The 24,048-nt window shown below is 68.7% G+C and carries 23 protein-coding genes; 11 read left to right on the top strand and 12 right to left on the bottom strand.

The window, feature by feature from the left end; all coding sequences use genetic code 11:
* Positions 1-38: 38 nt before the first annotated feature.
* The 3 genes from KM176_RS01935 to KM176_RS01925 all read left to right on the top strand — a co-directional run bounded on the left by KM176_RS01935 (position 39) and on the right by KM176_RS01925 (position 2,650).
* Positions 39-1,052 carry an adenosine deaminase gene (locus KM176_RS01935; RefSeq protein WP_160892153.1) on the top strand — a complete coding sequence of 338 codons (1,014 nt, stop codon included), beginning with the start codon at positions 39-41 and terminating at the stop codon, positions 1,050-1,052.
* Positions 1,049-1,687 (top strand): uracil phosphoribosyltransferase, encoded by a 639-nt coding sequence (upp, locus tag KM176_RS01930; protein WP_160892151.1) that lies wholly within the window; start codon positions 1,049-1,051, stop codon positions 1,685-1,687. Before KM176_RS01935 ends, upp begins: the two co-directional genes overlap by 4 nt.
* 63 nt (positions 1,688-1,750) lie before the next feature.
* Positions 1,751-2,650 carry an SPOR domain-containing protein gene (locus KM176_RS01925; RefSeq protein ID WP_160892149.1) on the top strand — a complete coding sequence of 300 codons (900 nt, stop codon included), beginning with the start codon at positions 1,751-1,753 and terminating at the stop codon, positions 2,648-2,650.
* Between the two features lie 16 nt (positions 2,651-2,666).
* Here KM176_RS01925 and KM176_RS01920 read toward each other — a convergent pair whose 3' ends face one another.
* Positions 2,667-3,692, bottom strand: a complete 1,026-nt coding sequence (locus KM176_RS01920) for a hypothetical protein (protein WP_160892147.1) — start codon at positions 3,690-3,692, stop codon at positions 2,667-2,669.
* A 125-nt stretch (positions 3,693-3,817) separates the two neighbouring features.
* Here KM176_RS01920 and KM176_RS24790 point away from each other — a divergent pair, with 125 nt between their 5' ends.
* Positions 3,818-5,449, top strand: a complete 1,632-nt coding sequence (locus tag KM176_RS24790) for a TetR family transcriptional regulator (protein ID WP_311136134.1) — start codon at positions 3,818-3,820, stop codon at positions 5,447-5,449.
* A gap of 29 nt (positions 5,450-5,478) precedes the next feature.
* On the opposite strand, the gene KM176_RS01905 is transcribed toward KM176_RS24790, so the two are convergent.
* From KM176_RS01905 to KM176_RS01880, 6 genes are all read right to left on the bottom strand, one after another.
* Positions 5,479-7,659: a 3-hydroxyacyl-CoA dehydrogenase NAD-binding domain-containing protein gene (locus tag KM176_RS01905; RefSeq protein WP_160892143.1), complete on the bottom strand. Its 2,181-nt coding sequence runs from the start codon at positions 7,657-7,659 to the stop codon at positions 5,479-5,481.
* Between the two features lie 11 nt (positions 7,660-7,670).
* Complete coding sequence (locus tag KM176_RS01900; RefSeq protein ID WP_160892141.1) at positions 7,671-8,882, bottom strand: acetyl-CoA C-acetyltransferase; 1,212 nt, start codon at positions 8,880-8,882, stop codon at positions 7,671-7,673.
* Between the two features lie 102 nt (positions 8,883-8,984).
* Positions 8,985-9,614: a glutathione S-transferase family protein gene (locus KM176_RS01895; protein ID WP_160892139.1), complete on the bottom strand. Its 630-nt coding sequence runs from the start codon at positions 9,612-9,614 to the stop codon at positions 8,985-8,987.
* Positions 9,615-9,957: 343 nt separating this feature from the next.
* Positions 9,958-11,739 carry an acyl-CoA dehydrogenase C-terminal domain-containing protein gene (locus KM176_RS01890; RefSeq protein ID WP_160892137.1) on the bottom strand — a complete coding sequence of 594 codons (1,782 nt, stop codon included), beginning with the start codon at positions 11,737-11,739 and terminating at the stop codon, positions 9,958-9,960.
* 46 nt (positions 11,740-11,785) lie between these two features.
* Complete coding sequence (locus KM176_RS01885) at positions 11,786-12,193, bottom strand: MerR family transcriptional regulator (RefSeq protein WP_202397712.1); 408 nt, start codon at positions 12,191-12,193, stop codon at positions 11,786-11,788.
* A gap of 458 nt (positions 12,194-12,651) precedes the next feature.
* Positions 12,652-13,026 carry a MerR family transcriptional regulator gene (locus KM176_RS01880; RefSeq protein WP_160892135.1) on the bottom strand — a complete coding sequence of 125 codons (375 nt, stop codon included), beginning with the start codon at positions 13,024-13,026 and terminating at the stop codon, positions 12,652-12,654.
* 96 nt (positions 13,027-13,122) lie between these two features.
* Between KM176_RS01880 and KM176_RS01875 the strand changes: the two genes are divergently transcribed.
* The 3 genes from KM176_RS01875 to KM176_RS01865 are packed head-to-tail and all read left to right on the top strand — an operon-like array spanning position 13,123 to position 15,403.
* Positions 13,123-13,569, top strand: a complete 447-nt coding sequence (locus tag KM176_RS01875; RefSeq protein ID WP_160892133.1) for a PaaI family thioesterase — start codon at positions 13,123-13,125, stop codon at positions 13,567-13,569.
* Positions 13,566-14,084: a PaaI family thioesterase gene (locus KM176_RS01870; protein WP_160892131.1), complete on the top strand. Its 519-nt coding sequence runs from the start codon at positions 13,566-13,568 to the stop codon at positions 14,082-14,084. The genes KM176_RS01875 and KM176_RS01870 overlap by 4 nt, the downstream gene beginning before the upstream one ends.
* Positions 14,081-15,403 carry an MATE family efflux transporter gene (locus KM176_RS01865; protein ID WP_160892129.1) on the top strand — a complete coding sequence of 441 codons (1,323 nt, stop codon included), beginning with the start codon at positions 14,081-14,083 and terminating at the stop codon, positions 15,401-15,403. The genes KM176_RS01870 and KM176_RS01865 overlap by 4 nt, the downstream gene beginning before the upstream one ends.
* 113 nt (positions 15,404-15,516) lie before the next feature.
* On the opposite strand, the gene arsC is transcribed toward KM176_RS01865, so the two are convergent.
* Genes arsC through KM176_RS01850 form a run of 3 tightly spaced genes read right to left on the bottom strand, consistent with a single transcriptional unit; the run spans position 15,517 to position 17,284 of the window.
* On the bottom strand, positions 15,517-15,858 hold the full coding sequence (arsC, locus tag KM176_RS01860) for an arsenate reductase (glutaredoxin) (RefSeq protein WP_311136133.1): 342 nt from the start codon (positions 15,856-15,858) through the stop codon (positions 15,517-15,519).
* Positions 15,855-16,949: a quinone-dependent dihydroorotate dehydrogenase gene (locus KM176_RS01855; RefSeq protein WP_311136132.1), complete on the bottom strand. Its 1,095-nt coding sequence runs from the start codon at positions 16,947-16,949 to the stop codon at positions 15,855-15,857. The genes arsC and KM176_RS01855 overlap by 4 nt, the downstream gene beginning before the upstream one ends.
* Positions 16,946-17,284 carry a DUF952 domain-containing protein gene (locus KM176_RS01850; RefSeq protein ID WP_160892125.1) on the bottom strand — a complete coding sequence of 113 codons (339 nt, stop codon included), beginning with the start codon at positions 17,282-17,284 and terminating at the stop codon, positions 16,946-16,948. The genes KM176_RS01855 and KM176_RS01850 overlap by 4 nt, the downstream gene beginning before the upstream one ends.
* 210 nt (positions 17,285-17,494) lie before the next feature.
* On the opposite strand from KM176_RS01850, the gene KM176_RS01845 reads away from it, so the two are divergent.
* Together KM176_RS01845 and murD are read left to right on the top strand one after the other, a co-directional pair.
* Entirely contained in the window at positions 17,495-18,079 is a 585-nt protein-coding gene (locus tag KM176_RS01845; protein ID WP_160892123.1) for a MarR family winged helix-turn-helix transcriptional regulator, read from the top strand.
* 181 nt (positions 18,080-18,260) lie between these two features.
* Entirely contained in the window at positions 18,261-19,658 is a 1,398-nt protein-coding gene (gene murD, locus KM176_RS01840; RefSeq protein ID WP_160892121.1) for a UDP-N-acetylmuramoyl-L-alanine--D-glutamate ligase, read from the top strand.
* 99 nt (positions 19,659-19,757) lie between these two features.
* Here murD and KM176_RS01835 read toward each other — a convergent pair whose 3' ends face one another.
* Positions 19,758-20,939, bottom strand: coding sequence for a BaiN/RdsA family NAD(P)/FAD-dependent oxidoreductase (locus KM176_RS01835; RefSeq protein WP_160892119.1), 1,182 nt, complete (start codon positions 20,937-20,939; stop codon positions 19,758-19,760).
* 51 nt (positions 20,940-20,990) lie between these two features.
* Positions 20,991-21,497 (bottom strand): SRPBCC domain-containing protein, encoded by a 507-nt coding sequence (locus tag KM176_RS01830; RefSeq protein WP_160892117.1) that lies wholly within the window; start codon positions 21,495-21,497, stop codon positions 20,991-20,993.
* A 262-nt stretch (positions 21,498-21,759) separates the two neighbouring features.
* Between KM176_RS01830 and ftsW the strand changes: the two genes are divergently transcribed.
* On the top strand, positions 21,760-22,938 hold the full coding sequence (gene ftsW / locus KM176_RS01825) for a putative lipid II flippase FtsW (RefSeq protein ID WP_160892115.1): 1,179 nt from the start codon (positions 21,760-21,762) through the stop codon (positions 22,936-22,938).
* Positions 22,935-24,047: an undecaprenyldiphospho-muramoylpentapeptide beta-N-acetylglucosaminyltransferase gene (gene murG / locus KM176_RS01820; protein ID WP_160892113.1), complete on the top strand. Its 1,113-nt coding sequence runs from the start codon at positions 22,935-22,937 to the stop codon at positions 24,045-24,047. The genes ftsW and murG overlap by 4 nt, the downstream gene beginning before the upstream one ends.
* The last annotated feature ends 1 nt before the right edge of the window (position 24,048 follow it).

Here is a 24,048-nt window from a genome sequence, read left to right as displayed (position 1 = left end):
GCGCACCACCTGCCATGATGCCCCGGGAAGGAGCCGCCATGAGAGAAGACGAACAGCGCCGCAGCGAGCTGGCGGCCCTGCCCAAGCTGGAGCTGCACCTGCACCACGAGGGCGCCGCGCCCCCGGCCTTCATCCGCCAGCTGGCCCATGAAAAGCGCATCGACCTGCACAGGATCTTCGATGAGCGCGGCAACTACGTCTACGACGACTTCGTGCATTTCCTCTCGGTCTACGAGGCCGCGACCGAGGTGTTGAAAAGCCCCGAGGATTTCGCCCGCCTGACCACCGCCGTGCTGGAACAGAGCGCCTCCCACGGGGTGATCTACTCGGAAACCTTCCTCAGCCCGGATTTCTGCGGCGGCTCCGATGTCGGAGCCTGGCGGGAATACCTGCATGCCATGCAGGAGGCCGCCGACAAGGCCGAGCGCGACTGGGGCATTACCCTGCGCGGCGTGATCACCTGCATCCGCCACTTCGGCCCCGAGAAGGCCAAACGGGCCGCCCTCTGCGCCGCCGAGACCGCCGGGGACTGGATCGTCGGTTTCGGCATCGCGGGCGATGAGAACATGGGCAAGCCCAAGGATTTCGCCTGGAGCTTCGACATGGCCCGCGAGGCGGGGCTGAAGCTGACCGCCCATGCCGGCGAATGGGGCGGGCCGCAATCGGTGCGCGAGGCGCTGGATGACCTGCGCGTCGCCCGCATCGGCCACGGCGTGCGCGCCATCGAGGACCTGGAACTGGTGGACCGTCTGGCCGAGGAAGGCATCGTGCTTGAGGTCTGCCCGGGCTCGAACGTGCAGCTGGGCGTTTACCCCGACCTGCGCCGCCACCCGATCGAGATGCTGCGCGAACGTGGCGTCAAAGTGACCGTCTCGACCGACGATCCGCCGTTCTTCCACACCACGATGTCCAAGGAATACGAGGATCTGCACCGCGCCTTCGGCTGGGACGAGGAAATCTTCGGAAGCATTGCGGCCATTGCGCTTGATGCGGCATTCTGCGACGCAACCACCAAGGAAAATCTGCGCAAGAAACTGGAGACCGCGGCATGAGCGACACCGAACACCTGACCATCGTCAAACATCCGCTGGTGCAGCACAAGCTGACCCTGATGCGCGAGCAGGAAGCCTCGACCGCGAAGTTCCGCCAGCTCCTGCGCGAGATCTCCCAGCTGCTGGCCTACGAGGTCACGCGCAACATGGAGATGACCTCCAAGACCATCCAGACTCCGCTGATGGAGATGGAAGCGCCCGTGCTCGACGGCAAGAAGCTGGCGCTGATCTCGATCCTGCGGGCGGGCAACGGGCTGCTGGACGGCATCCTTGAGCTGGTGCCGGCGGCGCGTGTCGGCTTTGTCGGCCTTTACCGCGATGAAGAGACGCTGCAGCCGGTGCAGTACTACTTCAAGGTGCCGGACAACCTTGGCGACCGTCTGGTCATCGCCGTGGACCCGATGCTGGCCACCGGCAACAGCTCGGTCGCGGCGATCGACCTGCTGAAGCAGGCAGGGGCCACCAATATCCGCTTCCTGTGCCTGCTCGCGGCCCCCGAGGGCGTGGCGCGCATGAAGGAAGCCCATCCCGACGTGCCGATCATCACCGCCTCGCTCGACAGCCACCTGAACGAGCAGGGCTACATCGTTCCGGGGCTGGGCGATGCCGGCGACCGGATGTTCGGGACCAAGTAAGACTCTCGCGCTAGAAAGAGGGGGCCGTCCCGCTGGGGGCGGTCCCGCAGCGGAGGGTGTGCGATGAGATGGCAGGGAGGATGGATCGGGACCGGCGGGGCGCTGCTGCTCTGCCTCCTGGCCGTGTCCGCTGCCGCCCGCACCCTGTCCGAGGTCCGCGGCCCCGCCGAGGCGCCGCCGGTGGGCTATGAGGCCCGTGAATACGTCGACAGCGCCGGCTGCGTCTTCCTGCGCGCCGGGGTCGATGGCCGCACCGTCTGGGTGCCGCGCGTCAACCGCGACCGCACGCTGCTTTGCGGCCGGACGCCCAGCCTGCCGGCGGGGGGGACACCGCCCGTGCCGAACGCCCGGGTGGCCGCGCGTCCCGCCGAACCTGCGGCGGTGCCCGATGCCGCGCCCCGCCGCCTGTCGTCCGAGGAAATCCGACGCCGCGACCGCAGCCTGCTGGGCCTGCCCGTGCCCGAAGGCTACGAACCCGCCTTCCGGGATGACCGTCTGAACCCCGCGCGCGGCCCCGAAGCCGGGCAGGGCGGCGCCATGGCCCGCCTCTGGAGCGAGACGGTGCCGCGGCAGCTGGCAGAGCCGTCGCTGCCGGATCGCGGGCCGCAGGGCCTGCCCCCTCCCGGAGCGGATCCCGACCCCGACGCGGTCACCGAGGCCGAGGCCCGCGCCGTGCCTTCGCCGCCCGCGCCCGATCCCGCGCCCCTGCCGCCGCCGCTGCGGCGCCGGGAGACAGCGGATCGTTTCGTGCAGATCGGCACCTACGAACGCGATGACACCGCCCGCCGGATCGTTCAGGATCTGGGGGCCACCGGTCTGCCGGCCGTGTTGCGGCTGTGGCGCTCGGGGGGGCGAAACTACCGCGTCGTGCTGGCCGGCCCCTTCGCAGGGGAGGAGGAGCTGACGCTGGCGCTGGAGGCGGTGCGGGCGCGCGGCTTCGCGGATGCCTTCATCCGGCGCTAGGCGCGCGGCGCGCCGGTCAGTCGATGCAGATCTGCTGAAGGCGCAGCCAGTCACCGTCGCTCATGATCGGGTCCGGGGCGCCGTCGGGATAGGGATCGCCGGACACCAGCGCCTCGATGCGGGGATCGGCGGCGGGCAGGGTGCGCGCGAAGGGCCGGCTTTGCAGCCCGGCGGCATCGAAGGCCGGCAGCAGCTGGCTGGCCGACAGCGGCGTCACGCTCTGGTTGGTCATGCCACGGGCAAAGGCATCCAGGCTGGAGGCCGGCAGGCTGCCGCTGGTCAGCAGGCGGATCACCGCGATCGTGCCCGAGGCATGCATCAGCTCGGCCAGCGGATCGCGGGCCCGGGCCCGCAGCATCCCCGACAGGATGATGCCGGCGGCGGCCTCGGGATCCTCAACATTCTCCAGAATGGCGCTGTCGATCAGCATGACGCCACCGGGCAGCGCCAGCGTGCCGCGCACGCCCTTGCGCACCACCCGCAGCTCCATCGGGACCTGGGCGGCGGGTTCCAGGCGGCTGGCCAGGCGGGCCAGCGCCTCGGCGCCGCCGGGGGCGGTGCAGGCCGGGCCGGTGACCGGGCGCAGGTCGCTCATCAGCGTGCGGCTGATCTCGGCCCGCTTGGAGCGGGGCAGGACCTTGAGCGCCTGGGATTCCAGCGCGCCGGGCAGCCAGAAGGCGGCCGCACCCACGATGCCCGCGACCAGCGCCAGGGTGATCGCCAGCCGCAGCCGCCCGCGCCCGGGGCGGCGGCGCTCGACCGCGCCGACCAGGGTCTGGAGGCAGTCGATCAGCTCGCCTTCCGCGGCCGGGATCTCCAGCGTCTCGCTCGGGTCGCCTGGGTGGTAGATCGCGGGCAGGGCACCGGGATTGGCGCGGGTCAGCGCCCCGATGGACCAATGCGTCAGCGGCTGGCCATTGCCGTCGGAGATCGTCAGAGTCGCCTTGCCGATGGACACGACCACGGCGCGGCGCTCCTCCTCCGGGCCTTCGCGCCAGAACGCGCCGGCTTCGAGCCGCTGGTACTTTTCCAATGCCGTCATGCGTGCCTGCTCTTCGCGGTGATCCCGCCTGTTGCCGGCGGACCCTACATGGCTTGCCGCTCCGCCGCAATCTTCGGCGCGGCGGCAGGGCGGGACGCGGCGCGCTTTCGCGGGGGGCGGGGCCGGTGATCCTGTCGCGCGGTCGGGGCTACCTGTTCATCCACATCCCCAAGACCGGCGGCACCTCTTTGGCGATGGCGCTGGAGGGGCGGGCGATGCGCGACGACCTGATGCTGGGCGATACCCCGAAGGCGCGGGCCCGGCGCCACCGGCTGTCGGGGATGCCGGCGCGCGGGCGGTTGTGGAAGCATTCCAAGCTGTCCGACCTGGAAGGCGTTCTGGCCCCGGGAGAGGCGCAGCGGCTTTTCATCTTCACCCTGGTCCGGGATCCGGTGGCACGGGTGCTGAGCTATTACCGCTGGCTGGGGCGGCAGCGCTTCGATCACCCGGCGGTGCGCCTGGCCGCAGCGCTGCCGCCGGAGGGCTTTCTGGAGCATCCGCTGATCGTCCGCAGCCTGAGGGCGCATCCCTATCCCAGCTATGTCACCGATGCGGGCGGGGCCGAGCGCTGCGCGCTGTTCATCCGGCTGGAACATTTCGCCCGGGAGGCCGCGCCGCTCTGGGATCATCTGGGGTTCCGGCTGGCGCTGCCGCATCTGAACGCGACCGCACCGGCGGGGGAGGGGGCCGGCGCCGGGCGCGCCGCTGCGCCGCCGGATCGAGGCGCTCTGCGCCGAGGACATTGCGCGTTTCGGCTACTGAGGCACGGGGCGCGCGGTCGGGGCGCCCAGCGGGTGGGCGCCACTGGCATTCAGGCTGTGCCACGATGTCACGGGCGCCGGTCTGAAGGATGCCGTAAGGTCATTTTGCACAGCCGCCGTGGAGGACCGGGACGGGAGGACCGGAAAGGCGGGCTTTTCGGTGCGTGGACAGGGGGATGGATCCGCCTTCGAGCCACCGACGATAGCGTATGGTGCGGGCGAAAACCGGTGGCCGGCAGGGTCCCGGAAACAGGTCCTAAAGTCAAATCTGCCCAAGAATATAAAACGCTTGCGTGGTATATTCCTCGCATGAAACATCCGGACATGATGAAGGAAAACGACACGGAACCGACAGGAAAGGTCCCCCGGCGTGCCGGGCGCCCCCCCGTCCTCAGCGAGGACGAGCGGCGTGCCGCCTTGCTTGAGGCGGCCTACGAGGTTTTCGTGCGTGAAGGCTACGCCGGTGCCACGGTAGAGGCAATCGCCCAGCAGGCCGGGATGTCGAAACGGACGCTGTACCGGTTCTTCCGCGACAAGAAGCAGCTGCTGCATGCGCTGGTCAAGGCCCATCAGACCGACAGCCCGCCCAGTGCGCCGGTCCCCGATCCGGAGGCGCCGATCCGCCAGGAATTGCGCAACCTTCTGGTCAACGTGCTGACAACCTTGCTGGAACCACGCCAGGTCGCGCTGCTGCGGCTGGTGATCTCGGAGACGCCGAATGCCTCGGATGTTACCGAGGAATATCTGAAGGTCAACCTGACCGGCCTGTTCGGGTCGCTCAACAGCCGCTTCGCGCAGCTGCGGGAGGCCGGGGCGATCCGCACCGCCAACCCCGAGGAAACCGCCGGCCTGATGCTGAGCGCGGCCCTGGGGCCTCTGCTGTGGAAGGCGCTGACCTCCGAGGTCGGCACCGATGTGCCCGAGGCGCGCATCGCGGCGCAGGTCGATGCCGTGCTGCAGGTCTTCGCGCCGACGCTGCTGCCCCCCGGCGCCTGAGGGCCAGGGGGCTTTCGCCACATTTCCGTTCAGGCCGCCGCCTCTGCCATCGCCGTGCGGAAGCGTCCGCCGCGCCGCGCCTTTTCGCGCAGCAGGGCGGGGCAGGCGAAGCGGGGGCCATGGGCGGCCTCCAGCCGGTCGCAGGTTTCGGCGGCGAAGGGGGTGCCCAGCAGGTCCAGCCAGGAGAACGGCCCCCCCGACCAGGGCGCAAAGCCCCAGCCCAGGATGGCGCCCACATCGCCTTCGCGCACATCCAGCAGCACGCCTTCCTCCAGCGCCCGCACCGCCTCCAGCACCTGCACGAACATCAGCCGGTGCTGGACCTCGTGCAGGTCGGGATCGGGCCGGCCCTTGCCTTCGGGGACCAGACCGGACCACAGGCCCTGCCGCTTGCCCCGCGCGTCGTAATCGTAAAAGCCCGCGCCCGCCTTGCGGCCCAGTCGGCCTTCGCCGGCCATCCGCTCCATCAGCGCATCGACGGCGGCCAGATCGGCAGGATAGGCCGCCCCCATCGCGGCCTTCGTCGCCCCGGCGATCTTCAGCGCCAGCGTGATCGATGTCTCGTCGATCAGTTGCAGCGGCCCCACCGGGAAGCCCAGCATCCGCGCCGCATGTTCCACCAGGGCCGGAGAGATGCCTTCCGTCACCATCCGCGCCCCCTCGTTCAGGTAGGGGATGATGCAGCGGTTGGCGTAGAAGAAGCGCGCGTCATTGACCACGATGGGCGTCTTGCGGATCTGGCGGACGAAATCCAGCGCCCGGGCCACCGCCGCATCGCCGGTGTCCTTCCCGCGGATGATCTCGACCAGGGCCATCTTCTCGACCGGGGAAAAGAAGTGGATGCCGATGAAGCGCGCGGGATCGGTGCTGGCGCGGGCCAGCTCGCTGATCGGCAGGGTCGAGGTGTTGGAGGCGAAGGTCGCCTCCGGCCCCAGCACCGCGCAGGCGCGGGCGGTGACCTCGGCCTTGACCTTCGGATCCTCGAAGACCGCCTCGATCACCAGATCGGCCTGCGACAGCGCGGCGTAGTCGGTGGTCGCGGTGATCCGGTCCAGAACCTCCTGCATCTGGGCCTCGCTGGTCTTGCCCAGCTTCACGCCCTTCTCAAGATACGCCTGCGTATAGGCCTTGCCCTTGTCGGCAGCCCCCTGGTCCTGGTCGATCAGCGTGACCGCGATGCCGGCGCGGGCGGCCACCAGCGCGATCCCGGCGCCCATCATCCCGGCCCCCAGAACGCCCAGCTGCCGCACGCGGGCCTCGGGCAGGGCAGGACGGTTCGCGCCCTTCTCAAGCGCCTCCTTGTCAAGGAACAGCGACCGGATCATCGCCGAGGCGGACGGGTCCATCAGCACATGGGTGAACCAGCGCGCCTCGATCTTGAGGGCGGTGTCGAAGGGCACCATCAGCCCCTCGTAGACCGCCGAAAGCAGTGCCTTCGGGGCCGGGTAGGCGCCCCAGGTCTGGCCCGCGATCATGGCATTGGCGCCGACGAAGGTCGGGAAGCCCTGCGGCGAATAGGGCGCGCCGCCCGGCACCTTATAGCCGCGCGCATCCCAGGGCTTCACCAGATCGCCCTCGGCGGCCTGAAGCACCCAGTCGCGGGCGGCGGCCAGCGGATCGGCCACCACCGCGTCGATCAGCCCGGCGGCCTGCGCCGCCTTCGGATCCGACAGCTTGCCCTGCAGCAGGAAGGGCGAGGCGCCCATGACCCCCAGCTTGCGCACCAGCCGCGTCGTGCCGCCGGCGCCGGGGAACAGGCCCACCTGGATCTCGGGCAGGCCGATCTTGGCATCGGGGCGGTCGGCGGCAAAGATGCGGTGGCAGGCCAGCGGCAGCTCCAGCCCGATGCCAAGCGCGGTGCCGGGCAGGGCGGCGGCCACGGCCTTGCCGCCCTTCAGGGTTTTCGGATCCATCCCCGCGCGTTCGATCAGGCGCAGCAGGCGGTGCATGGCCATGATCCCCTCGAAAGTGGCTTCGGGGCCCTCTGCCTGCATGGTTGCCAGCACCGAAAGGTCCATCCCGCCGGCAAAGCTGTCCTTGCCGGAGGTGATGACGATGCCGCGCACGGCGCGGTCCTCAAGCGCGGTTTCGAACAGGCGGCGCAGCTGTTCCGCCCCCTCCAGCGTCAGCACGTTCATGGACCGTCCGGGCACATCCCAGGTGATCGTGGCGACGCCGGCGGCATCGGTCAGCATGGTGAAATCGGTCATGGTCGCCTCCCTCAGAGCCGTTCGATGATGGTGGCGGCCCCCATGCCGGAGGCGACGCAGAGCGTGGCCAGCCCGGTGGACTTGCCGGAACGTTCCAGCTCGTCCAGCAGGGTGCCCAGGATGATCGCGCCGGAGGCGCCCAGGGGATGGCCCATGGCGATGGCGCCGCCGCAGACATTGACCCGCCCATGATCGACATCGAAGGCCTGCATGAAGCGCAGCACCACCGAGGAGAAGGCCTCGTTCACCTCGAAAAGGTCGATGTCGCCGATCGCCATGCCGGCGGCCTTCAGCACGCGTTCGGTGGCGGGCACCGGACCGGTCAGCATGATCGTCGGATCTGACCCGATGCGGGCGGTGGCGCGGATACGGGCGCGCGGCGTCAGCCCATGGGCCTCTCCGAAGGCCTTGGAGCCGATCAGCATTGCCGCCGCCCCGTCGACGATCCCCGAGGAATTGCCGGCGTGATGCACATGCGCGATACGCTCAAGCCCGGGGTATTTCAGCAGCGCGACCCGGTCGAAGCCGGGCATGGCCTCTCCGATGTCCTGGAAGGCGGGGCGGAGCGCGCCTAGCGCGGCCATGTCGGTGCCGGGCCGCATCGCCTCGTCATGATCAAGGATCGTCAGCCCGTTGATGTCGGTGACCGGGATGACGGAGCGGTCGAACCGCCCCTCGGCCCAGGCCTGCGCCGCGCGCTGCTGGGAGGCCACGGCATAGCCATCCACATCGGCGCGGGAAAAGCCGAATTTCGTCGCGATCAGGTCGGCGCTGATGCCCTGGGGCACGAAGTGATGCGCCATGGCGACGGTGGGATCGACGGCGACGGCGGCCCCGTCGCTGCCCATGGCAACGCGCGACATGCATTCGATGCCACCGGCGATATAGGCCTCTCCGGCGCCGCCGCGAATCTGGTTGGCGGCCAGGTTCACCGCCTCCAGGCCCGAGGCGCAGAAACGGTTGATGGAAAGCCCCGGCACGCTTTCGTCCAGATCGGAGGCCAGCACGGTGGTCCGCGCCAGGCAGCCGCCCTGTTCGAAGGCCTGGGTGGCATTTCCCCAGATCACGTCCTCGATCCCGTTGCCGGGCAGGTCGCTGCGGGCCAGGATGGCGTCCAGCATCTGGCTGCCGAGGGCGACGGCAGTGACTTCGTGCAGGGCGCCGTCGGGACGTCCGCGCCCGCGCGGGCTGCGCAGGGCGTCGTAGATATAGGCTTCGGTCATGATCTCCTCGCGCTCCGTTCAGAGCTCCCGGGGGCTCCTCCTCCCCTTGGGTCATCATGACGCCGTGGCGGATGAATTCCACCACGACGTTGCGTTGCGGGCTCAGAGGCCCCGGTCAGAGGGGTGGCCGGGCATGAGGTCATAGGGATGCGCCCAGCCCGGCACGGCCGAGAGGCGGCCCAGCCAGGCAGCAATGGCAGGGTAGGTGGTGGCGTCGTAGCCGAAGGGCTCGGGGTAATAGAGGTAGCCCGCGCAGGCGCAATCGGCGAGGGTGGGGACGGCACTCGCCACCCAGTCGCGGTTTTCCAGGTGCCGCTCGAGCACGGTCAGGGCGGCACCGACCCGTCCCGAGAGCCATGCAATCGCTTCCTTCGGGCGCTTTTCCTCTGGCAGGAAGTTCCTCATGAAGCGCAGCGACCCCTGCTGCCCGGAGCCCTTCTGGGCATCCCAGAACATCCAGCGCAGGATCTCGTTGCGGTCGCCTTCCATCAGCTTTCCGGTGGCCTCGGCGACATGCAGCTGGATCACGCAGGATTGGGTCAGGGTCACATCGCCCTCGACGAAAACCGGGGCCTCGCCCATTTCGTTGATCTTCAGGAAGTCCGGAGTGCGTTGCGCTCCGTGAAAGAAATCGACCCAGACGGGCTGCCAGTCGTAACCGGCAAGCTGAAGGGTGAGGGCGGCCTTGTAGGCATTGCCGCTTTCCCCGAAGCAGTGGAGGTGAGCAGTCATCAGGTCTCCTTTCGGGGCGTTGCAAGGCGGGGGTTTCACACCCCCGCACCCCCGTGGGATATTTATGGCCAGATGACAGGGAGCGGGTCACGCCTTTTTAACGGACCCTGCGCAAGACTGATCTGGCGTTACAGGCTGGGAAGCCGATGGACGTGCCAGGTGACGCCCTGCCACTGATATATCTGGTAGCCAATCCGGTGAGGCGGGGCAGGGCGGAGCCACTTTCGACGGGGATACCCCATGATGTCAAAAGCTCAGCGGCTCTGTATCATCTGGCCATAAATATCCCCGCCGGAGGCGTCGGAACGCCCGGAACATGCGGGCGTTCCCTGCTTTCGGCGGGTCAGAACTGATCCGGGGACAGGGCCATCACGGGGCTGGCGCCGGACAGGATCCGCTTGAGGTGCATCTCTGTCGCCGGCAGTCGCCGGGCCATGTAGTAGCGGCCCGTGGCGAGTTTGGTTTCGTAGAATTCCGGGTTTTCGGTCCCTGCCATCAGGCGCGCCTGCGCCGTGCAGGCCATCCGTGTCCAGACATAGCCCAGGCAGACATGCCCGAAGAGATGCAGGAAATCCCAGGAGCCGGAGAGTGCTTCGTCGGGCGAAGTCATCCCCTTCTCCATGAAGAACATCGCGGCCTGCTGGAGCTGTTTCGAGGCCGTCTTCAGCGGATCGGCAAAGTCGCGGGCGATGGCTGCGTCCTGCGCCGCGGCCTCCCGGCAGAAGTCCTTCAGCATGGCGAAGAGGGCCAAGGCGGGCCTGCCACCCTCTGCTGCCAGCTTGCGGCCCACCAGGTCGAGGGCCTGAACGCCGTTGGCGCCTTCGTAGATCATCGTGATCCGGGCATCGCGGGCGAATTGCGACATGCCGGTATCTTCGATGTAGCCATGGCCGCCGAAGACCTGCTGGGCCTGCACCGTTGCCTCGAAACCGAGATCGGTCATCAGCCCTTTCATCACCGGCGTCAGGAGCGAGATCAGCCCCTCGGCCTCGGCATCGCCCTTGCGGCGGGCGGCATCGATCAGCGTACCGCCCCAGAGGCCCAGGGCCCGGGCGCCCTCGATGAAGCTCTTCTGGTCCATCAGCATCCGGCGCACGTCGGGATGGGCGATGATCGGATCGGCGGGCCCCGTCGGGTTCACTGCGCCGGTGACGGCGCGGCCCTGCAGGCGGTCCTTCGCATAGGCCACCGCGTTCTGATAGGCCGCCACCGCCTGCGACAGACCCTGCATGGCGACGCCAAGGCGCGCCTCGTTCATCATGGTGAACATGGCGCGCATGCCCTTGTGCGCCTCGCCCAGCAGGACGCCCGTCGCCCCTTCGTAGCGCATCACGCAGGTGGCATTGCCGTGGATGCCCATTTTCGTCTCGATCTTGCCGACGCTGACCGCATTGGGCGCCCCGAGGCTGCCATCCACGTTCACCAGCACCTTCGGCACGATGAAAAGCGACACGCCCCTGATCCCCTCGGGCGCGCCCGTGATGCGGGCCAGCACCAGGTGGATCACGTTCTCGGCCAGGTCGTGATCGCCGGCCGAGATGAAGATCTTCTCGCCGCTGATGCGGTAGCTGCCATCCTCCTGCGGCTCGGCCCTGGTGCGCATCAGTCCGAGGTCGGTGCCGCACTGGGCCTCTGTCAGGTTCATCGTGCCGGTCCAGTCGCAGGACACGAGTTTCGGAAGATAGAGCGCCTTCTGATCCTCGGAGCCATGGGCATGGATCGCCGAATAGGCGCCATGGGTCAGTCCGGGATACATGAAGAAGGCCTGGTTCGCGGCCGAGAACATCTCTCCGGTGGCCACCGACAGCACATGGGGCATGCCCTGTCCGCCATAGGCCGGATCACAGTCGAGGCCCGTCCAGCCCCCGTTCTTCAATGTCTCGAAAGCGTCCTTGAAGCCTGGCGGCGTGGTCACCACGCCATTTTCGAACCGGGCTCCGTGGCGGTCGCCGGGCGCATTCAGCGGCGCGAGTACCTCCGAGGCGATCCGTGCCGCCTCCCCCAATACTGCGCCGGTGAAATCACGCTCCAGCTCCGCGTAGCCGGGTATGTCCTGCTCGGAGACCTTCAGCACCTCGTGCAGCACGAATTGCAGATCGTCCACCGGACCGGAATATGTCGGCATGGTCTACCCCTCCCAAGGCGCATGCGGCGCCCCGGGACGAGGCGCGTCACTCAGCGGCGCTGCGTGTCGCGTTGGTCGAGGCGAGCACGTTGGCCACCCATTCCATCTGCTCTTTGAGCTCGGACATTGCTGCCTCGAGATCGGCCTTCTCGGCTTCCATTTCCTCCAGCCGGCGCTGCGCGACTTCGTAGGTCCGGGTCAGCTGCGTCTGCTGCTGGTCACCCAGATCATAGAGGTCGAGAAGCTGCCGGATCTCCTCAAGGCTGATCCCAAAGCGCTTGCCGCGCAGGATCAGCTTAAGCCGGGCCCGGTCACGCCGCGTAAAGAGCCGTTTCTGGCCCTCGCGGATCGGAAAGAGCAGTTCTTTCGCTTCATAGAACCGCAGGGTACGGGGCGTCACATTGAACGCATCGCACATCTCGCGGATCGTCATCACTTCTGCAGTATCCGTCATCACTCTCACCCACATCGATTGTTTTCTTTTCGATCCGGGTGCAATGACGTCCACGTCAGACGGATACAACGCAGAAGCGGCTTTGCGTTAGCGCTACGTCACGTCATGGGCAGGTTGACGTAAGATAAATGCGATGATCCTGCATTCGGGCGCAATTTCATTTCTCTGATACATGCTATTTCACGCTGTGCTGCAGCATTTTTCCGACGCCGCGTCAGGCAGTGATTCGCAGCGGTCGCCCAGAGGGGCGCAGCGGCGGCATCCTTCGGCCCTGAGGGCTGTTTTACAGGGCGCCGACCCCACGAAAACGTGAGTGCGTGGTAAATTCCGAATGCCGTAACTGAACTTGCCGGTCTGGTCAGGTCTGTGGATATATTCCGCGCCGCAGCATGGATAATGTCGCGAATCTGCCGAAAAAAGCGGCACCCGGCGGGCGGCGCTGCACACCCGCTCCCGCATCATTCGAGGTCCAACTCTGCGGCGGTGACATCGCGCAGCGCCTTCAGTTCGGTCATCGCCTCGTCGATCTGGCGGCGCTGGTCGGCCAGCGCGCCCAGTTGGCGGTCGGCCATGGTCACCCAGATCCGCATCTGTTCGGCAGAGCCCTTCTGATCGCGCATTTCCAGCCACTGGCGGATCTCTTCCAGGGAAAACCCGAAGCGGCGCCCACGCATGATCAGGGTCATCCGCGCGATCTCGCGCGGGCCGTAAAAGCGCGCGCGGCCCTCGCGCTCGGGACGCAGCAGTTCGATGTATTCGTAGTACCGCAGTGTGCGCGGTGTCACATCGAAGCGGGCGCACATTTCCTTGAAGCCGAGCTTCGTTTCAGACATGTCCTGTCTCAGCCCTTGTTACCCTTCCCCGAAACCTAGGACGGCCCGGGGAAGAGGGCAACCGCCGCGCGGTTGCCCGGCCCGGAGGAGGACCAGATGACCGACATCAGCCGAGAGGATTTCGCCCGCGCCTTCACCGAACGCCTTCCCCATGCCCGCGCCATCGGGCTGGTGGTCGAGGAGATCGCCGAAGGACGCGCCCGGGCCTGGATCCCCTACGACCCGCGCCTGGTCGGCGATCCCGAGACCGGGGTCATGGCGGGGGGGACGGTCTTCACCCTGCTGGACACCACCTGCGGGGCGGCGGTCGTGGGGCATCCGCTCTCGGGCGGCGTGACGGCGACGCTGGACCTGAGGCTGGATTACATGCGCGCCGCCACCCCGGGGCAGAGGATCCGGGCGCGGGCGGAATGCTATCACGTCACCCGCTCGGTTGCCTTCGTGCGGGCGCTGGCGCTGGATGATGACGAGGAAACGCCGGTGGCCGCGGCCTCGGGCGCCTTCACCTTCACGCCGCGCGCCGAACAGGAGGCCGAAGCATGAGCCGCCCCGCCCCCGAACCCGTCCAGGTGGTCAAGCAGCGCCGGGATGCGGCGCTGGAGGCGCTGGTCGGCCACGTGCCCTATTTCCAGTTCCTCGGGCTGCGCTTCGATCGCCGCGGAGACGAGCTGACGGCGATCCTGCCCTATGACGACAAGCTGATCGGCAACCCCGCGCTGCCGGCGATCCACGGCGGCGTGACGGCGGCTTTCCTTGAGGCGACCGCTGTCATCGGCCTGGCCTGGTCGGTGCTGTGGGAGGATCTGGAAAGCGGTCGCATGGACCCGGCTGCGGTGGCCGCGGGCGCGCTGCCCAGGATGCCGAAGACCATTGATTTCACGGTTGATTACCTGCGCACCGGCCTGCCGCGCGATGCCTATGCCCGGGCCCGTGTGACCCGGTCCGGGCGCCGCTATGCCTCGGTCCGGGCCGAGGCCTGGCAGGACAACCGCGCCCGTCCCATTGCCGAGGCGACGGGACATTTCCGGATGCCCGAACCTGCGGAGTGCGGTGCATGAGCCTGGTCGCGCCGGTGCGCGCGCTGACCCATGGCCGGGTGCTGCGGATGGCCCTGCCGGTGATGCTGTCCAATGCCGCCGTGCCGATCCTGGGGGCAGTGGATACCGGGGTGGTGGGACAGCTGGGCCAGGCGGCGCCGATCGGGGCCGTCGGCATCGGGGCCATCGTGCTTTCGAGCCTCTACTGGCTGTTCGGCTTCCTCAGGATGGGCACCACCGGGCTGACCGCCCATGCCGCCGGCGCCGGGGATCGCGGCGAGGTGGCGGCGCTGTTCACCCGTGCCATGGTCATCGGCCTGGCCGCCGGGCTGGTTCTGATCGCCTGCCAGGGGCTGCTCTTTGCCGGGGCGTTCCGCCTGTCGCCGGCCTCGGAGGAGGTCGAGGGGCTGGCGCGCTCCTACATGTCGATCCGGATCTATTCCGCGCCGGCCGCCATCGCGCTGTTCGGGGTGACCGGCTGGCTGATCGCGCAGGAGCGCACCCTGGCGGTGCTGGCGATCCAGCTGGGCATGACGGCGGTGAACCTGGTGCTGGACCTGCTGTTCGTGCTGAAACTGGGCTGGGGGCTGGAGGGCGTGGCCTGGGCCAGTCTGCTGGCGGAATGGGGCGGGCTGCTGGCCGGACTCTGGCTGTGCCGGGAGGTGATCCTGGATCCGGCGGCGCGCCACTGGCCGGTGGTCTTCGACCGGGCGCGGCTGCTGCGCATGGGGCTGGTGAACCGCGACATCCTGCTGCGCTCTCTGATGCTGCAGGTGGTCAATGTCTCCTTCATGTTCCTGGGGGCGCATTTCGGTGACGTGCAGCTGGCGGCCAACCAGGTGCTGATGCAGTTCATGATGATCATTTCTTCGGCGCTGGACGGCTTTGCCTTTGCCGCCGAGGCCATGGTCGGCCAGGCCATGGGGCGGCGCGACCGGCCCGGGCTGCGCCGCTCGGTGATGCTGAGCGGGACCTGGGGGGTCGTCACCTCGCTGGGGCTGGGGCTGGTCTTCGCGCTGGCGGGGGGCGCGATCATCGACCTGATGACCACCGCGCCCGAGGTCCGGGCGGCGGCACGCCATTTCCTGCCCTGGATCGTGATCCTGCCTCTGGCGGGCGTCGGCGCCTTCATGATGGACGGTGTCTTTGTCGGTGCCACCCGGGCGCGGGACATGCGCGACATGATGGCGCTGAGCGTGCTGATCTACCTGGGGGCCGCCGCCGCGCTGGTGCCGCTCATGGGCAATCACGGGCTTTGGGCCGCCTATGTGATCAGCTTCCTGGCGCGGGGCGTGACCCTGGCCTGGCGCTATCCGGCGCTGGAGGCGGAGGCGGTCTGAGGCGGAGCGTGGGCGGGCTGTGCCGAGGCGCGGGGGCGAGGGGGTGCTGCCCCCGTCTTCCTGCGGAAGACTCCCCCGGGATATTTTCGGCCAGATGACGGGGAGGCCGTGGCTCAGAGCAGGCTTTCGATGGCCTCGGGGGGGCGGCCGATGACGGCCCTTTCGCCCCGGATCGCCACCGGGCGTTCGATCAGGCGGGGGTTTTCGGCCAGCGCCTTCAGGAGGGTTTCGTCATCGCTGTCTCGGCCTAGGCCGAGGTCCCGGAAGAGCGGTTCCTTCATGCGGACCATGGCGGTGAGCGGGCCGCCGAGCCGGGCGTGCAGCGCGCGCAGCTCTGCGAGGTCGGGCGGGGTGTCGAGGTAGCGGCGGACCTCGAACGGTTGGCCGCTGGCCTCAAGCAGGGCGAGGGCGGCGCGCGACTTGGAGCATTTCGGGTTGTGCCAGAGGGTGATCACAGCCAGTCCTTCCGTCCGGTGCCGACCGCTTCGGCCAGGGTGGAAAAACCGTCGCGGGCCAGCAGAGCGTCGAGGTCCCGCAGGATGGTCGGCACCAGCGAGAGGCCGCCGTAAACCAGCGCGGAATAGAGTTGCAGCGCCGAGGCGCCGGCGCGGATCTTCTCGTAGGCCTGGGCGCCCGAGCTGATGCCGCCGACGCCGACCAGCGGGACCTTGCCCTCGGTCAGTTCGGACAGGCGGGCCAGGACGCGGGTCGATTTCTCGAACAGGGGGGCGCCGGAGAGGCCGCCGGCCTCGGGACCCTGGGGATCGTTCAGGCCGCGGCGTTCCAGCGTGGTGTTGGTGGCGATCACCGCGTCGATGCCGCTGTCGCGGGCCACGGCGGCAATGTCGGCCAGCCCTTCGGCATCGAGATCGGGGGCGATCTTGAGGAAGACGGGGATCCGGCGGGGCAGGCTGTCGCGGGTGTCGAGCACGCCGGCAAGCAGCGCCGAGAGGGCGGCCTTGCCCTGGAGGTCGCGCAGCTTCTCGGTGTTGGGGGAGGAGACGTTGACCGTCGCGAAGTCGAGATGCGCGCCGCAATGGGCGAGCACGTCGCGGAAATCCTGTGCCCGGTCGGCGCTGTCCTTGTTGGCGCCGAGGTTCAGCCCCAGGACCGCATCGCGCGGACGGGCTGCCAGGCGGGCGGCAATGGCCTCCATGCCCTCGTTGTTGAAGCCGAAGCGGTTGATCACGGCCCGGTCGGCGGTCAGCCGGAACAGGCGGGGCCGGGGATTGCCGGGCTGGGCGCGGGGCGTCGCGGCGCCGACTTCGAGGAAGCCGAAGCCGGCCCGGGACAGCGGATGCAGCGCCTGGGCGTTCTTGTCGAAGCCGGCGGCCAGGCCCAGCGGGTTCGCCAGATCGATGCCGGCCAGCGAACAGGCCAGGCGCGGGGTGGTGAGCGGGCCGGGCAGGGGCACGAGGCCCGCACGCAGGGCGGCGATCGAGAGCGCGTGGGCACGTTCGGGATCGCAGCGGTGCAGGGCCAGCAGGCCGGCGCGTTCCACCGTGCGCGCCAGGGCGCCGGTCCGGGGCAGGGAGGAGGATGTCACTGGATCTCGTCCGGGAAAACGTGGCGCCCGTCGCGCAGCGGCAGGTCCCAGACGGAGAGGACTTCCGTGCGGGCGAGGGCCCTGTAGAGATGCGGGAAGAGCGCGCCGCCGCGGGAGGGTTCCCATGCCAGCCGGTCGCCCAGCTGGTCGGGGTCGCAGGCCGCCAGCACCAGCCCGTCCTGGCCGGCGAAATGCTTTGCAGCGGTCTCGGCGGCCTGTTCGGCGGTCGAGAAGTGGATGAAACCGTCCTGCAGGTCGATGGGCGCGCCCAGGGTCTGTCCCTCGGCGCAGAGCGCATCCCATTCCTCGCGGCGGAAAATCTTGTAGATCGACATGGCATTCCTGTGCCCGCTTGCGCCGCAGCGGTCAACGGAAAAAGCCGGAGGGGCGGCGAGGGCCTGCGCAGGCAGGTGTGCCGGGCCCGGGCGGGGTTTCCATTTGCCGCGCGGCGGGCTAGGGGAGCGTTCCCGTGGCATTTCGGTGCGGATGGGGCGCAGGATTGCGCAGGTTGTTTGACACATCAAGCACTTGCGGATACCCTGCGCATGTTGCGAGTTCAGGATGCCATCACCATGCCCAAGAGCCATCTCTACTGGCCCATGCCCGACTTTCTGGAAGAATCCAAGGAGGGTCCGGACTATGATGCCATGTCGCATGAGGACTACCTGACCTATCGGATCGCGATGCTGGCGGGAGAGTTCAACCGCAACATCACGCGCTATTTCGCCCGCTATTACGAGCTGACCTTCGCCGAGGGGCGGGTGCTGGCCCGGTTGGTGAACTCGGGCCCGCTGTCCTACGGCGAGATCTGCGAGAAACTGCTGCTGGACGGGGCGCAGATCAGCCGCGCGGCAGCGGCGCTGGTGGACCGGGGCTTCCTGCGCAAGGGGACCGATCCCAAGGATGCGCGCCGTGCCATCTTCGAGCTGACCGAGGAAGGCCGCCGGATCGGGGAGGAAGTTCTGCACGTGGGCCGGGCGCGGCAGAAATTCCTGCTGGAGAAACTGACCGCGGGCGAGCGCAAGACGATGTACAAGGCGCTCTCGAAGCTGATGACCGTGATGACGGACCTCAATGCCGAGGGCGTGCTGCTGGGCGAGGCGGCACTGCGCGGCGAGACCGCCTCCTGAGGCTGGCGCGCGCGGGGGCGCTGCCCCCGTCTTCCTGTGGAAGACTCCCCCGAGGTATTTGAAACAAGAAAATGGGTCCTGGCCCGCTGTTTCATCTTTCCCCAAATATGCCCGCCGGAGGCGGTTGCAACCGGATGCCTGGCAGGGGCAGTGTCGGGGCGCAAGTTACAGGAGTACAGGTATGATTCCGGTCCGGGGGTTCGAAGGTCAGGTGGTCGGGGTACTGGGGCTGGGACGCTCCGGGATCGCGACGATCCGTGCGCTGCAGGCCGGTGGGGCAGAGGTCGTGGTCTGGGATGACGGGGCACGCGCGGGCGAGCTTGCGGCGGCCGAGGGCGTGGCGCTGCGCGATTTTGCGAAGCCCGGGGGCTGCGCGGACCTGGCCTGCCTGGTGACATCTCCGGGGATCCCGCATCTTTACCCGGCGCCGCATCCGGCGATTGCCGAGGCGCTGGCGGCGGGTGTGCCGGTCGATAACGACATCGGGCTGTTCTTCCGTTCTCTTGCGGGGGCCGACTGGGCGATGATGGAGCAGCCGCCGAAGGTGGTGGCGGTGACCGGTTCGAACGGCAAGTCGACGACCTCGGCGCTGATTGCCCATGTGCTGCGCGAGGCGGGGCGCGAGGTGCAGCTAGCCGGCAATATCGGGCGCGGCGTGCTGGATATCGACCCGCCCGGCGATGGCGGCATCGTGGTGCTGGAGTTGTCGTCCTACCAGACCGAGCTGGCGCGCGCTTTGACGCCGGATGTCGGGGTCTTCACCAATCTTTCGCCCGATCACCTGGACCGCCACGGCGGGCCGGGGGGCTATTTCGCGGCCAAGCGTCGGCTGTTTGCCGAAGGCGGCCCGGATCGCTGCGTGATCGGCGTGGACGAGGTCGAGGGGCGCTTCCTGGCCAACCAGCTGTCGGTCGGGCCGGGGGATGACCGGGTGATCCGGGTGTCCTCGGCAGGCAAGCTTTCGGGGCCGGGCTGGCTGGTCTTTGCCAAGAAGGGCTTCCTGGCAGAATATCGCAAGGGCCGGCAGGTCGGCGCCATCGACCTGCGCGAGATCTCCGGGCTGCCCGGGGCACACAACCACCAGAACGCCTGCGCGGCCTACGCGGTGGCGCGCAGCCTCGGCATGGGGCCGCGCCAGATCGAGGCGGCGCTGAAGAGCTTTGCCGGTCTGCCGCACCGCAGCCAGAAGATCGCCGAGATCGCTGGCGTGGCCTATGTGAACGACAGCAAGGCGACCAATGTCGACAGTGCCCGCCAGGCGCTGCGGGCCTTCCGGAAGATCCGCTGGATCTGCGGCGGGCTGGAGAAGGAAGGCGGCGTGGCGCCGCTGCTGTCGGATGCCGCAGAGGTCCGCAAGGCCTACGTGATCGGCCGCGAGGCCGCGCATGTCGCCATGCAGTTGAAGGGGATCGAGGTCGAGATCTGCGGCGACATGGGCACGGCCGTGGCCCGCGCCCATGCCGAGGCCGAGGCCGGCGACACGGTGCTGCTGGCCCCCGCCTGCGCAAGCTTCGACCAGTATGACAGTTTCGAGAAGCGCGGCGACGATTTCGTTGCCCGGGTGCAGGCGCTGGCCTGAGGGGCGGGGGCTGCAGGCCCCCTTGATCGCCCCTGGGGGCTTCGGGCCCCCTTGATCGCCTCGGGAGGCTTCGGGCCCCCTTGATCGCCCCGGGGGCCTTCAGGCCCCCTTGATCGCTCGGGCGCAGGCCATGGCCGAGGCCCAGGCCCACTGGAAGTTGTAGCCGCCGAGCCAGCCGGTCACGTCGACGCATTCGCCGATGAAATGCAGGCCCGGCTGGGTCTTGGCCTCCATCGACTGGGAGTTCAGCGCGTCCGTGTCGATGCCGCCCAGGGTGACCTCGGCGGTGCGGTAGCCCTCGGATCCGCCGGGGGTGAGCTGCCAGCCGGTGAGGCGCTGCGAGAGGTCTTGCAGGGCGCGGTCGGACTGATCGCCGAGGTTGCCCTTCAGGCCCCAGTCCTGGCTCAGGAAATCCGACAGGCGCGAGGGCAGCAGCGCGTCGAGGCTGCGGGTCAGGCTTTTGCGCCCGGCCTCCTGCCGCTGGGCGCGCAGGCGGGTGAAGGGATCGGCTGCGGGCGAGAGATTGACCGTGATGCTTTCGCCCTCGCGCCAGTAGGAGGAAGCCTGCAGGATCGCCGGGCCCGAGAGGCCGCGATGGGTGAACAGGAGCGCCTCGGGGAAGGCGGGCCCCTCGGCCTGGACGCGGGCGGGCAGGGCGGTGCCCGAGAGGGCGGCGAAGCGGCCCTCGGGGAAGGTGAGGGGCACCAGGCCCGGGCGGGTCTCGGTGACGTTCAGCCCGAACTGGCGCGCGATGTCGTAGGCCAGGCCGGTGGCGCCCATCTTCGGGATCGACTTGCCGCCGGTGGCCACCACGAGGCGCCGTGCCGCAAGCGTCTGGCGGCGCCCTGCGCGCAGCAGGGTCAGCGCATAGCCCCCGCCGGGGGTCGCGCGGATGTCCTCGGCGGTGCTTTCCAGTGCCAGCTCCGCGCCTGCCTTGCGCAGCAGGCCCGTCAGCATCTCGACGATCTGGGTGGCCTTGTCGTCGCAGAACAGCTGGCCCAGCGTCTTTTCATGCCAGGCGATGCCGTGTTCGGAGACCAGCGAGACGAAATCCCAGGGCGTGTAGCGGGCCAGCGCGGACTTGGCGAAATGCGGGTTGGCCGAGAGGAAGTTCGCGGGCCCGGTGCCGGTGTTGGTGAAATTGCACCGCCCGCCGCCCGAGATGCGGATCTTCTCTCCGGGGTGTTTCGCATGGTCGATGACCAGCACGCGCCCGCCGCAATGGGCGGCACACATGAGGCCCGCGGCCCCGGCTCCGAGGATGATCGTGTCGAAAGTCATGCGCCCTGCCATGGGGCAGGGCGCGGCTTTGTGCAAGCGAAACCCGAAGGCTCAGGCAGCCTTGGCGCGGGTGCCCAGCAGCGCTTCGAGGCGGGCATAGCCGGCCTCCAGCGTGGCGGCCATGTCGGAGGCCAGCAGCGCATCGCGGGCGGCCTCGTCCTGGTACCAGAACTCGCGCGTCAGCAGGCTGCCGCCGGCCCAGGGCAGGACCAGCGTGGTGACCAGCACCGGCCCGCCGGTGGTGTCGGTGTCACCGACCTCGGAATGCACGGTGCGGCCCGGCAGCTCGACATCCTGATAGGTCAGGGTCACGCCCTCTCCGGGCCCCCAGGAGAGCCGGGTGCTGCCGCCCGGATGCAGGGCGACGCGCGCCTCGCGCAGCGGGCGGTCCGGGGTGCCCAGCCAGTCGGGCATCAGCGCCGCATCGTGCAGGGCGTCGAAAAGCGTGGCGCGCGGCACGGCAAAGCGGCGGTACAGGCGCAGGCGGTTCAGGCTGAACGGGTGCAGGGCCAGCGGGCCTGCGGCATGTTCATCCGGAGCAAGCGGATCGATGGGCATGGAAACCTCGTGAAGGCGATGGTGATCAAATTGACGGACGCGCCGCGTGGTCCTTGGCCTGGTCCCTGGTCCCTGGTCTGGTTCCGGGCCCGGTCCTGGACGCGTCGCGGGAAGGTTACAGGCTTCCGGCAATTGCACAATGCCGGAGTAACGTATTCTTGCTGGCCGAGTGGGGGGATCTGAGCTAGTCTTTGGGGCAGATCCCGAAAAGGGGCATCCCGGTCACTCCCGGGGCAGATGAGGCACATCAGGCGGACGATCTATGACTGAGATGGTTTACGGCGCCATCCCGGCTCGGGACGGCGAACCCGTCATCCCGAAATGGTGGCGGACGGTCGACAAGGTGACTTTGGGCTGCGTGCTCGGTCTCTTCGGCATGGGACTTCTGCTGGGCTTTGCGGCATCTCCGCCGCTGGCCGAGCGCAACGGGCTTCCCCCCTTCTACTACGTTGAGCGCCAGGCGATGTTCGCGGTGCTGGCGCTGGCGGCGATGTTCGGCGCCTCGCTGATGTCGCCGAACCGGGTGCGCCGCTTCGGCGTGCTGGGCTTCTTCGCGGCCTTTGCGGCGCTGGCGCTGCTGCCGGTGCTGGGCACCGACTTCGGCAAGGGGGCGATCCGGTGGTATTCTCTGGGCATCGCCTCGGTGCAGCCCTCGGAGTTCATGAAGCCGGTCTTCATCGTCACCGCCGCCTGGCTGATGGCCGCCGCGCAGGAGATCAACGGCCCGCCGGGCAAGATGTTCTCCTTCGGGCTGATGGTGATCATCGTCGGCATCCTGGTCATGCAGCCGGACTTCGGCCAGGCCAGCCTGATCCTGTTCGGCTGGGGGGTGATGTATTTCGTCGCCGGGGCGCCAATGCTGCTGCTGGTGGCGATCGCGGGCCTGGTCAGCGTCGGCGGCTTCTTCGCCTACGAGAATTCCGACCACTTCGCCCGCCGCATCGACGGCTTCCTGAACCCCGAGGTCGATCCGACGACCCAGCTGGGCTATGCGGCGAACGCCATCCGCGAGGGCGGCTTCTTCGGCGTCGGCGTCGGCGAGGGGACGGTGAAGATGAACCTTCCCGATGCCCATACCGACTTCATCATCGCCGTGGCGGCCGAGGAATACGGCCTGATCCTGGTGCTGATCATCATCGCGCTTTACGCCTCGGTGGTGCTGCGCAGCTTCTCGCGGCTGATGAAGGAACGCGATCCCTTCATCCGTCTGGCGGGGACCGGGCTGGCCTCGGTCTTCGGGGTGCAGGCGATGATCAACATGGGCGTTGCGGTGCGCCTTCTGCCGGCCAAGGGCATGACGCTGCCCTTCGTCTCCTACGGGGGCTCCTCGCTGATCGCGGGCGGGCTTTTGGTGGGGATGCTGCTGGCGCTGACCCGTTCGCGTCCGCAGAACGAGATCGGCCAGATGCTGGCCGGGCGCGCACGCGAGGGACGTTCATGAACCGCAATGCACCGCTTCTGGTGATTGCCGCCGGGGGCACCGGCGGCCACATGTTCCCCGCGCAAAGCCTGGCCGAGCAGATGCTGGCCCGTGGCTGGCGGGTCCGTCTTTCGACCGATGCCCGCGGTGCCCGCTATGCTGGCGGTTTCCCTGCGGCGGTCGAGGTCGAGGAGCTGTCCTCGGCGACCTTCGCGCGCGGCGGGCTGATCGCGAAGGCCGGTGTGCCGCTGCGTATCGCCGGGGGCGTGCTGGCCGCCGTCGGGCGGATGATGCGGGAACGTCCCGCCGCCGTGGTGGGCTTTGGCGGCTATCCGGCGATCCCGGCGATGGCGGCTTCGACCCTGCTGAAGATCCCCCGCATGATCCACGAACAGAACGGCGTGCTGGGCCGCGTGAACGAGCTGTTCGCGAAGAAGGTCGACCGCGTCGCCTGCGGCACCTGGCCGACCACCCTGCCGCAGGGGGTCGAGGGCGTGGCCACCGGAAACCCGGTGCGCGCTGCCGTGCATGAACGCGCCGGGGCTGCCTATATCGCGCCGGGGGCCTACCCGATGTCGATCCTGATCATGGGCGGCAGCCAGGGCGCGCGCATCCTCTCGGACGTGGTGCCCGAGGCGATTGCCGGCCTGCGCCCCGAGCTGCTGCAATATGTCCGCATCAGCCATCAGGCCCGTCCCGAGGATCTGGAGCGCGTCACCGCCTTCTACGAGGGCAAGGGTATCAGTGCCGATGTCCAGCCCTTCTTCCACGACGTGCCCGCACGGCTCTCGGAGGCGCAGCTGGTGATCACCCGCTCCGGCGCCTCAACCGTGGCGGATCTGTCGGTGATCGGGCGCCCGGCAATCCTGGTGCCCTTCGCCGCCGCTGCCTCGGATCACCAGACCGCCAATGCCCGTGGCCTGGTCGAGGCCGGCGCCGCGATCATGATCCCGGAAAATCAGCTGACGGCGGAAACCCTCTCAGAGCAGATCGCGTTGGTTCTGGACAATCCGCAGGGCGCGGAGCAGATGGCGCGCGCGGCGCTCTCTCAGGGGCGCCCGGATGCGGCCGAAACCCTCGCCGACATGGTCGAGGCCCTGGCCGAGCGCAAGACCGAGAAGGACAAGTGAC

Origin of the sequence: Pseudooceanicola endophyticus (assembly GCF_018760365.1) — a bacterium.
GTDB lineage: Bacteria > Pseudomonadota > Alphaproteobacteria > Rhodobacterales > Rhodobacteraceae > Pseudooceanicola > Pseudooceanicola endophyticus.
The sequence above is the reverse complement of the archived record's forward strand: the minus strand, read 5'-3'. Positions and strand labels throughout refer to the sequence as shown.

Excerpts from the sequence above, each read along its gene's own strand:
- KM176_RS01895 (WP_160892139.1), bottom strand. The coding sequence starts at position 9,614 with ATGACTGCTCACCTCCACTGCTTCGGGGAAAGCGGCAATGCCTACAAG.
- KM176_RS01920 (WP_160892147.1), bottom strand. The coding sequence starts at position 3,692 with ATGACGGCATTGGAAAAGTACCAGCGGCTCGAAGCCGGCGCGTTCTGG.
- KM176_RS01880 (WP_160892135.1), bottom strand. The coding sequence starts at position 13,026 with ATGTCTGAAACGAAGCTCGGCTTCAAGGAAATGTGCGCCCGCTTCGAT.
- KM176_RS01845 (WP_160892123.1), top strand. The coding sequence starts at position 17,495 with ATGTTGCGAGTTCAGGATGCCATCACCATGCCCAAGAGCCATCTCTAC.
- KM176_RS01835 (WP_160892119.1), bottom strand. The coding sequence starts at position 20,939 with ATGACTTTCGACACGATCATCCTCGGAGCCGGGGCCGCGGGCCTCATG.
- KM176_RS01925 (WP_160892149.1), top strand. The coding sequence starts at position 1,751 with ATGAGATGGCAGGGAGGATGGATCGGGACCGGCGGGGCGCTGCTGCTC.
- murG (WP_160892113.1), top strand. The coding sequence starts at position 22,935 with ATGAACCGCAATGCACCGCTTCTGGTGATTGCCGCCGGGGGCACCGGC.
- upp (WP_160892151.1), top strand. The coding sequence starts at position 1,049 with ATGAGCGACACCGAACACCTGACCATCGTCAAACATCCGCTGGTGCAG.
- KM176_RS01905 (WP_160892143.1), bottom strand. The coding sequence starts at position 7,659 with ATGACCGATTTCACCATGCTGACCGATGCCGCCGGCGTCGCCACGATC.
- KM176_RS01900 (WP_160892141.1), bottom strand. The coding sequence starts at position 8,882 with ATGACCGAAGCCTATATCTACGACGCCCTGCGCAGCCCGCGCGGGCGC.
- murD (WP_160892121.1), top strand. The coding sequence starts at position 18,261 with ATGATTCCGGTCCGGGGGTTCGAAGGTCAGGTGGTCGGGGTACTGGGG.
- KM176_RS01935 (WP_160892153.1), top strand. The coding sequence starts at position 39 with ATGAGAGAAGACGAACAGCGCCGCAGCGAGCTGGCGGCCCTGCCCAAG.
- KM176_RS01885 (WP_202397712.1), bottom strand. The coding sequence starts at position 12,193 with ATGACGGATACTGCAGAAGTGATGACGATCCGCGAGATGTGCGATGCG.
- KM176_RS01830 (WP_160892117.1), bottom strand. The coding sequence starts at position 21,497 with ATGCCCATCGATCCGCTTGCTCCGGATGAACATGCCGCAGGCCCGCTG.
- KM176_RS01890 (WP_160892137.1), bottom strand. The coding sequence starts at position 11,739 with ATGCCGACATATTCCGGTCCGGTGGACGATCTGCAATTCGTGCTGCAC.
- KM176_RS01865 (WP_160892129.1), top strand. The coding sequence starts at position 14,081 with ATGAGCCTGGTCGCGCCGGTGCGCGCGCTGACCCATGGCCGGGTGCTG.
- KM176_RS01870 (WP_160892131.1), top strand. The coding sequence starts at position 13,566 with ATGAGCCGCCCCGCCCCCGAACCCGTCCAGGTGGTCAAGCAGCGCCGG.
- KM176_RS01875 (WP_160892133.1), top strand. The coding sequence starts at position 13,123 with ATGACCGACATCAGCCGAGAGGATTTCGCCCGCGCCTTCACCGAACGC.
- ftsW (WP_160892115.1), top strand. The coding sequence starts at position 21,760 with ATGACTGAGATGGTTTACGGCGCCATCCCGGCTCGGGACGGCGAACCC.
- KM176_RS01850 (WP_160892125.1), bottom strand. The coding sequence starts at position 17,284 with ATGTCGATCTACAAGATTTTCCGCCGCGAGGAATGGGATGCGCTCTGC.